This is a genomic window from Streptomyces sp. NPDC001204 (assembly GCF_053598035.1).
Window position 1 is genome coordinate 1 of record NZ_JBSFJL010000069.1, and the last position, 7560, is coordinate 7560.

The 7560-nt window shown below is 68.4% G+C and carries 6 protein-coding genes and 3 pseudogenes; 2 read left to right on the forward strand and 7 right to left on the reverse strand.

What is annotated here, in order from left to right; translation table 11 throughout:
• The 7 genes and pseudogenes from ACWC91_RS41055 to ACWC91_RS41085 all read right to left on the reverse strand — a co-directional run.
• Positions 1-780: pseudogene (locus ACWC91_RS41055) on the reverse strand (transposase); the annotation flags it as partial.
• Positions 781-975: 195 nt separating this feature from the next.
• Positions 976-1584, reverse strand: coding sequence for a hypothetical protein (locus ACWC91_RS41060; RefSeq protein ID WP_450644731.1), 609 nt, complete (start codon positions 1582-1584; stop codon positions 976-978).
• Between the two features lie 756 nt (positions 1585-2340).
• Positions 2341-2466 (reverse strand): annotated as a pseudogene (locus tag ACWC91_RS41065) (ISAzo13-like element transposase-related protein); the annotation flags it as partial.
• 108 nt (positions 2467-2574) lie between these two features.
• Entirely contained in the window at positions 2575-3453 is an 879-nt protein-coding gene (locus tag ACWC91_RS41070) for an ABC transporter substrate-binding protein (protein WP_225077619.1), read from the reverse strand.
• A 156-nt stretch (positions 3454-3609) separates the two neighbouring features.
• Positions 3610-4335 carry an SDR family NAD(P)-dependent oxidoreductase gene (locus tag ACWC91_RS41075; protein WP_225077618.1) on the reverse strand — a complete coding sequence of 242 codons (726 nt, stop codon included), beginning with the start codon at positions 4333-4335 and terminating at the stop codon, positions 3610-3612.
• A 26-nt stretch (positions 4336-4361) separates the two neighbouring features.
• Positions 4362-4790, reverse strand: coding sequence for a Ku protein (locus ACWC91_RS41080; RefSeq protein ID WP_450644728.1), 429 nt, complete (start codon positions 4788-4790; stop codon positions 4362-4364).
• A 387-nt stretch (positions 4791-5177) separates the two neighbouring features.
• Positions 5178-5951: a polysaccharide deacetylase family protein gene (locus ACWC91_RS41085; RefSeq protein ID WP_450644726.1), complete on the reverse strand. Its 774-nt coding sequence runs from the start codon at positions 5949-5951 to the stop codon at positions 5178-5180.
• 238 nt (positions 5952-6189) lie between these two features.
• Here ACWC91_RS41085 and ACWC91_RS41090 point away from each other — a divergent pair.
• Together ACWC91_RS41090 and ACWC91_RS41095 are read left to right on the forward strand one after the other, a co-directional pair.
• Positions 6190-6493: pseudogene (locus ACWC91_RS41090) on the forward strand (integrase core domain-containing protein); the annotation flags it as partial.
• Positions 6494-6739: 246 nt separating this feature from the next.
• A partial coding sequence (locus tag ACWC91_RS41095; RefSeq protein ID WP_450726354.1) for an alpha/beta fold hydrolase occupies positions 6740-7560 on the forward strand: 821 nt, incomplete at its 3' end.

Below are 7560 nucleotides of genomic sequence, written 5' to 3' on the forward strand. Positions count from 1 at the left end.
GGTGATCACCATGCCGACCGAGTAGGCAGCCACCGCCCGCGTTGGGCGAGCCAGGCCACGAACTCGTCGGTCCCGCCCGCGGAATCACAGCGGATAAGAGTCCGTCCGCCGGCCCCGCCGGTACTTCTTCGGTAGTTGGGTCAGGGCGAGGCGGGTGGCGGTGATGTGGTCGGCGGCCGTGTTCGAGCCCGCGTTGCGGGGCGGAGGAGGGCCGCGACGGGTTCGCCGGTTCCTCCGGGGCCGTGGTCGACGAACCCCATCAGCGGGTGGTGGCCGTAGGTCTTCTTCCAGGTCGGGGCCGCGTCCTGCTTGTCCGAGTGGGCGAGGACCAGCACTCCGTCCAGGTCCACGGTCACTTGCCCGCCGGCATTCGGAGCCTGGTCACCGGCCAATTCCCAGACGTGTCGGCGGACTTCGGAACGTGCGGCGCGGATCGCCGTGAGCGCCTTCTCTCCCCGAGGAGGCGAGAGTGTCGATCAGGCGGGAGACCGTCGGATCGGAGGCGACCGGCCCGCACACGGCCGGCTCGGACCGCGGCAGGGTGATGTCGGTGAGGCAGTCCCCGCCGAGCGCGACCGCCGGCGCGAGGTCCACGAGTATCTTGCCGGCGTCGTGGACGGCCCGGGGCTTCCGCCATGGGGCCAGGGCCGCGGATATGGCCTGGTCAAGGCCACTCTTGCGGACGGTTTCGACCAGCAGGACCGAACCGGCCTGCGAGACCACGGCCCGGCCGTCCCCCTGGACGCGGACATGGGGATGGGAGCCGGTAGGCTTCTTCACCTGGAAAGTGCCTCTGGATTCAGCGGGAACAAGGACCTAGACAATCCTCATTCTTGCTGGTCAGAGGCTCTTTCTGTTTGTGTGACCACCTGCCGGACAGCCCGCTTCATGAAAGCGCGAGGCTAAGGGGTCGACCGGGTCCGGCGCATGCGTTCTCGGCGTTCTCTCAGGCCGAGACCGAGAGGTAACGCCGCCTCAGATGGTCGGGGTGTTGTCGACAATCGGCCTGTGAATCTCAACGACCGGCTTCCACCCCGCGGAGAACTCGATGAAGTCCGCACGGGTGGGGTAGGTGTCGATCGCGCGACGGTCACGCTTGGGGCTGTCGCTTCCCTTGCGCCCCCGGGGAATCTGCTCCTCGAAGATGTCGACCTTCACGTCGGGAACCTCCTTGAGTCCCTGGCGCCAGATCTGCACGATGTCGGCGCCGAACGCCTGCCGGGCCGCAGCGTAAAGGGCCGTGAGGGCCCCCTTGTCCCCACCAGGGACGAAAAGTGCCAGGTCCAGCACGACACCGGCGGACTGGAGGACCTCGATGGTCGCCGGGCCGTTCTCGTCGGCCAAGTAGATTCCGGCTTCATTCTCGTCGTCGGGAAGGCAGGAGACCTCTTCCTGGAATACGGTTCTCGCCGTGATCGAGCCGCCCTCGAAATTCTCACCGGACCTGGTCAGAAAAGCAGGGACATAGCAGTCGGGAAGCTTGAGTTCTGCCGTGTCGGCGGAAACGAAGAGCCTGTCCTTCACGCCGAGCTTCGTCACCTCTTCCAGCGAGAGGCGGCGAGCGGCGATCTTCTCCGTGTTCACGATTTCCCTTTCAGGTTGCACTGTCCCTCCGACAAGGACGCTACCACGAAACCCTGAGGTCAACTGCCCAGTAATCTTTGGGTAAATGGCCTCCGACGACCTGCCCGGGAGGATGCCGAAGCGAGTGCCACTCGGTCGGGAACACGCATCCGCCAGGTAGTGTCCCTCGTCATGGTGTTGGGGATCAACTGGCGGTCGCATTTCGGTGCGTTGGGTAGCGCGGAGGAACCAAAAGAGAGTTTGCGGTAAATATCGCCCATATCGCCTTCGGGGAGGTGGCGGCGAGGGAAGGCGATCCATTCGTCGTGCATCTCGAAGAGCGCAGCGGAAACCAACCGGATGGTCCGACAACGCAACAACGGAGACCCCACCGGCAGCATCTGGATGGAGCGCGAACCGGAAGTCGCGTACTACCGCGCCCTCTTCGGTCAGGACTTCGGCGTAGTCGTCTGACGCCCGGTTGCTGACGTCTCGTCATGTTGGGCGGGGTTCGGTACACAGCAGGTACGGACGTCCGCGATCATGGAGTCCTACCTTTCAAGCGTGGGTTTCCGCTGGTCATTCGTAAGATCGGTGGGCCCAGGGGCTCCGGGTATGGCTGTCATGGAGGAGCCGATCGGATGGCTCAGAGAACATGGCCGCCCGGAGCCCCGCGACGACTCGACCGCCAATCGGGATACGCGACTTGATCGCTCTGTAGGACTATGTCGGCGAGGTCGTCTCGGGATGGACTGACGACGAGCTGACGGAGGTGGCCGTGTCCGCGCTCACCCTATGCCCCTGACGGGTGAGCGCGGTCGCTAGGGTCCTGGTCGACTTCACCGTCCAACGCAGCGCCGACACCGGACCGCCCCGCTCGTCAGGTTCCACCAGCGTGAGCCGCGTGGGCCGCGGTCCCGTGGCGAGTTGACCACGAACCTCATGAGAGACGCTCGAATCACAACAACGAGCTGACTCACGCGAAGCAACACCTTGCTTCTCCATGAGCCCCTAGGGTGAGGTGGTTGCGGTGCGGTAGAACTCGGGTGCGGTGACGGTGGCGGGGACGTCGAGTTCAGCGGTGACCGCGGTGATCGCGGTGGCGCCGATGGTGAGGTCGGCTTGGCCGTCGGTGGTGAAATACGGTGCGATGAACGTCTCGTAGTGAGCTCGGACTTCGTTTGCGGTGTGTCGGCCGAGGAACGTCTGCATGTACCGCACCGTGGTGTCGGGTTCGTTGTGGATCACTTTCAGGGCGCGCCGGTGGGCTCGTACGACGGCCTGGACCGCGGGGTCGTCCGGGTGGATGTGGGTGGGATCGACGGCCACGCCTACGGTGGGGATCCGGAGGTGGTCGCCGACCCAGGCCAGCACCTGCCAGCCGAGGTCGGCGGCCACCGCCTCCGGTGCCATGGTGCTGCCGACCAAGGCCGCGTCGATCTTGCCGTCGTGCAGCCGGCGCAGATCCATGCCGTAGTCGCCGGGCGGGCGGACGATGGTGTTGATGTCCCGGTCCGGGTCGAGGCCGGCCTGGCGCAGCACGATGCGGGCGAAGCACCCGGGTGCGGTATGGGGGGCGTGCACGGCCAGCCGTCGGCCGGCCAAATCGGCCAGGGAGGTCAGGCCGGGGCGGGCGAGGAACCAGAACAGCGGGCGGTGGGTGTTGACAGTGAGTGCGACCCAGGGGGTGTTCTGGGTCAGTCGGGACAGCAGTGCCCGGCCCAGCCCTATGGTGGCGCCGTGGCGGAGCCGCTCCTCGTCCCAGGAGCAGCCGTCGCGCAGCGCGACGTGGACGCCCTCGTCGGCGTAGTAGTCATGCTGGTCGGCGATGTAGGCGACCAGCTCCTCGTGCAGGCCCCGCCCGACGTACGCGAGATCTATCGTGTACATGAACGTCTTTTCCTTGATCGTGTCACCGCCATGTGCTTGTGCCTCCGGCGAGCGCGGTGCTGTGTCCCGTGGTGCTGAGGTGGCGTGTGCCGGACGCGGTCCGCTCTTCGGCCGGTGGGGGGCGGAATGGCCTGGTGCGGGGCGGACAGCGGGGCGTCAGTACATGGACATCCCGCCGTTGACCGCGGCCGTGGTGCCGGTCATGAAGGCGTTGTCCTCGCCGGCGTAGAAGGCGACTGCTTGGGCGACGTCGCCTGGGCGTGCCAGGCGGCCCAGGGGGGTGGCGGCCACCTGCCGCCGCTTGAGTTCCTCATCGAGCGCCTCCGCCATGCGGGTGTCCTCCACCGGGCCGGGCTCGACTACGTTGACCGTGATGCCCCGCGGGCCCAGTTCCTGGGCGAGGTACCGGGCGAACTGCGCCAGTGCGGCCTTGGCCGTGCCCAGTGCGATCATGCCCGCCCTGGGGCGGCGGCTGAGGCCGGTACCGAGATAGATGATGCGTCCCCAGCCCTGTTCGGTCATGGCGGGCAGGACGGCTTTGGTGACCGCGAACGCCGCACGCATCTCGCCGTCGACCTTCCCGCCCAGTTCTTCCCACGTCATGTCCTGGAACGGCTTGATCACATACGGGGTGAGCGCGTTGTGCACGAGCACGTCGATGCCGCCCCACGCCGCCTCGACCTGCTCGATCATGCTCGCGACCGTCGCTGCCTCGCGCACGTCGGCCTGCACGGCCATGGCCTGGCCGCCTGCGGCCTCGATGTCGTCCACGACCTCCTCGGCCGCCGTGCCGCTGCGGAGGTAGTTGACCACCACGCGCATCCCTCGCACGGCCAGCAGGCGCGCGGTGGCCGCACCGATTCCGCTGCTGGCCCCTGTCACCAATGCCACCCTGCCGGTTGCCCCGGTCACGGGCCCACCTCCTGCACGTGATCGAACCGCTCCAGACCTCCTTGGGCGGCACGCTGCCCGGCCTGCCCGTGCGGTGCGGCGTAGTAGGCGCGCGAGACCAGGACCGGGTCCAGGCCGTCGACGGGGGTGAAACCGAGGACGTCGATGACGTGCTTGCCGGGCAGCGGCAGGGCCTGGAGATCTGCTTCTTCGAGCACCACCGAGTGCCCGTCGGGGGTTTTGTGCCCTTTCGTGATCTCGCGGTTGTCGACCTCGCGGCCCCCGGCCTGGCATACGCGCCGGTGTTGGATGCGGGAGCCGCCCGCGACGAGCACCTCGTGCAGATCCACGCCGTGCCGTCGTGGGGCCGGGAACAACTGCACCCGCAAGCTGACCAGGCCGAACGTGATCCAGCCCGTCCACACCGCCTGCGTCGGCACATCCATGTCTCCAGCCTCCGCCGCGGCAGGCACCGGTGCACCTTGGAGCGGATCCACGCGTTGCCAGGCAAGAAGGGCGTGCGTGACGGGCGCGAAAAGTGCCGGCACCTCCCGGCAACACCGGGCTGCAGAACCACGGCGCGGGCCGGTCTCCCCTACATCCCCAGATCCTGCCGCCCGTCTACGCCGACCGGCTGTCACGGCCAGGGAGCAGGGTGCCATCGAACGCCGCCTCCAACGGCTCGCGACTGAGGGCCTCGCGCAGATGTACTTCCGGGCGAACAACCGCCGCGCGCACGGCCTGGGCGTGGAGGTCACCGATAGGGAGCACGTCGAGATCAAGGTGTAGTCGAGGGCCGGGACCTCGAACGCCGTGGCAGGCCAGGGCGGGGCTCAGCGCACCGGGAAGCCGAAGGAGTAGCCCTGCTCCTTGAGCGAGGGGAGGATTCGGCGCAGGGTCTCGACGGTCTGGGAGCGGTCGCCGCCCGCGTCGTGGAAGAGGAGTGTCGGCCCGTTGGGCAGCTCCCGCTCGACGGTGGCGACCATGGCGTCCGTGCCCGGCCGCTCGAAGTCCTTGGAGTCCACGTTCCAGCCCAGCGGGCGCATGCCCCGTGAGGCCGCCAGGTTGCGGCTGTAGGGGGTGAAGGCCCCGCCGGGTGCCCGGTAGTACATCGGCCGTACGCCCCCGGAAGCCTCGGTGATCATGCGCTCGGCGTCGAGAATCTGCTGAGACTGGTAGGCCTGGGACTTGGTGTCCATGGTGGTGTCGTGCGACACCGTGTGGTCGCACAGCCGGTGTCCGGCCGCGACCACCTTCTTCACGAGGTCCGGGTGGGCCTGCGCCTGCGTTCCCACCATGCAGAACGTGGCTTTCACGCCGTACTCCCGCAGCACGTCGAGCACCTGAGGGGTCCACACGGGGTCGGGGCCGTCGTCGATGGTGATGTTGACGCCGTGTTCCCCCTTGTCCGAGGCGTGCGCGATGGTCACATCCACTGGCTTGACGTCACTGCCCGGCGTGGCCGACGCGGCCGCCTGAGGCGACGAGCCGACTACGTCACCGGCCTGCGCGGTCCACACCGAGGCACCGGCGGCCAGTACCGTCACTCCGAGGGCCGCCCCGGTCACCTTGCCGTACCAGCCCCGCCCGCCACCGTGCCGTGCCATGTCCGCCCCGCTTTCCCGCAGTTCCTCGCCGATCCTTGGTCGCCTTCCGACCACTTGCCAGGACGAGGGGCGGCGGCCACGGGATGCGTCCGTTACCGATCACGGACACTTCCGGGGGAGTTCGCGGACAACTGGACGAGCAGCGGCCGGAGCCGGGCCAGTTGGCCCGATCCCCTCAGGGCTGGTCGGGCGGGGCGTCCTGCCGTAGATGAACAGCGGGAAGCCTGGCTGTGGGCTGTGGGCTGTGGGCTGTGGGCTGTGGGCTGTGGTCTGTGAGCCGGTGGGCCCGCACAGCGTGCAGGACTCTCGGATACTTGGCATCAGCCCGCGCTGGACACGGCCGTGACGGCCTCAGGCCAACGGCAAAGCCGGACGCTTCCACCGCATCCTGCTCGACGAATGGGCCCGCACCTGGCCCTACACCTCAGAAGCGGAGCGACTGGCAGCGTTCCCCGGCCGGCTGGACTGGTACAACCCATCGACTCCACACCGGCATCAGCGGCCACACACCAGCCAGCCGCGTCACCATCCTGCCGGGACAGCGCAACTACTCCGTACAACTGGGCCGTTGTCGACGGCGAGGATCCGACGGAAGCGAACGCCGTGATCCTCGGTTGCGCCCAGGACGGCGATCGGGACGCTGCGGTGGACACCTGCAGCCGGTCCGGGGCTGTCCCCCTTCCACAGCCCTTCGTCGCTTCTTCCAGCGTGCCGAGGTTTCGTCGTTGACAAGGTTGGCTAATGAGATTAGCTTATGGCTAACAGGGTTAGCCAAGCTGGAGGATGCCATGACCGAGTACCTTGCCGCCGGCGGCGGCACGATCGCCTACGAGGTGGCGGGGTCCGGCCCGCTGATCGTTCTCGCGCACGGCATGGGCGACAGCCGTTCCGCGTACCGTGCTGTGATCCCGCAGCTGGTGGCGGCGGGCTATCGGGTCGCCGCGGTCGATCTGCGCGGCTGCGGCGAGTCCAGCGTCGGCTGGCCGGCCTGGAGCCGCACCGCCATCGCCGACGACCTGCTCGCCGTGATCCGCCACCTGGGCGGCCCGGCCGTGCTCGTCGGCCACTCGATCTCCGGCGGTGCCGCCACCATCGCCGCAGCGCAGGAGCCCTCGCTGATCACCGCGGTTGTCGAGTTGGCGCCGTTCACCCGCAAGCAGTCGATCCGCCTCGGCGACCTGCGGGTGAAGCGCTTCCGGCGGGGCATGCTGCGGCTGCTCGGCGCGGGCGTGTTCGGCAGCGTGCCGCTCTGGCGTTCGTACCTCGACGTGGCCTACACCGGGGTGAAGCCGGCCGCCTGGGTCGAACGGCTCGACCGCATCGACTCCCTGCTGCGCGAGCCGGGCCGGATGAAGGCCCTGCAGGGCATGGGCCGCAGCGCCCCGACCGACGCCGGCGCGCAACTCGGCAACGTCCGCTGCCCGGTCCTGGTCGTGATGGGCACGCTCGACCCCGACTGGGCCGACCCGCACGCCGAGGGGTCGGCGATCGTCGATGCCCTGCCGTCCGGCCTAGGCCGGCTTGAGATGATCGAGGGCGCCGGGCACTACCCGCACGACCAGTTCCCCGACCAGGTGGTTTCGCTCATGCTCTCCTTCCTCCGATCGGA

Excerpts from the sequence above, each read along its gene's own strand:
- ACWC91_RS41070 (WP_225077619.1), bottom strand. The coding sequence starts at position 3,453 with ATGTACACGATAGATCTCGCGTACGTCGGGCGGGGCCTGCACGAGGAG.
- ACWC91_RS41080 (WP_450644728.1), bottom strand. The coding sequence starts at position 4,790 with ATGGATGTGCCGACGCAGGCGGTGTGGACGGGCTGGATCACGTTCGGC.
- ACWC91_RS41085 (WP_450644726.1), bottom strand. The coding sequence starts at position 5,951 with ATGGCACGGCACGGTGGCGGGCGGGGCTGGTACGGCAAGGTGACCGGG.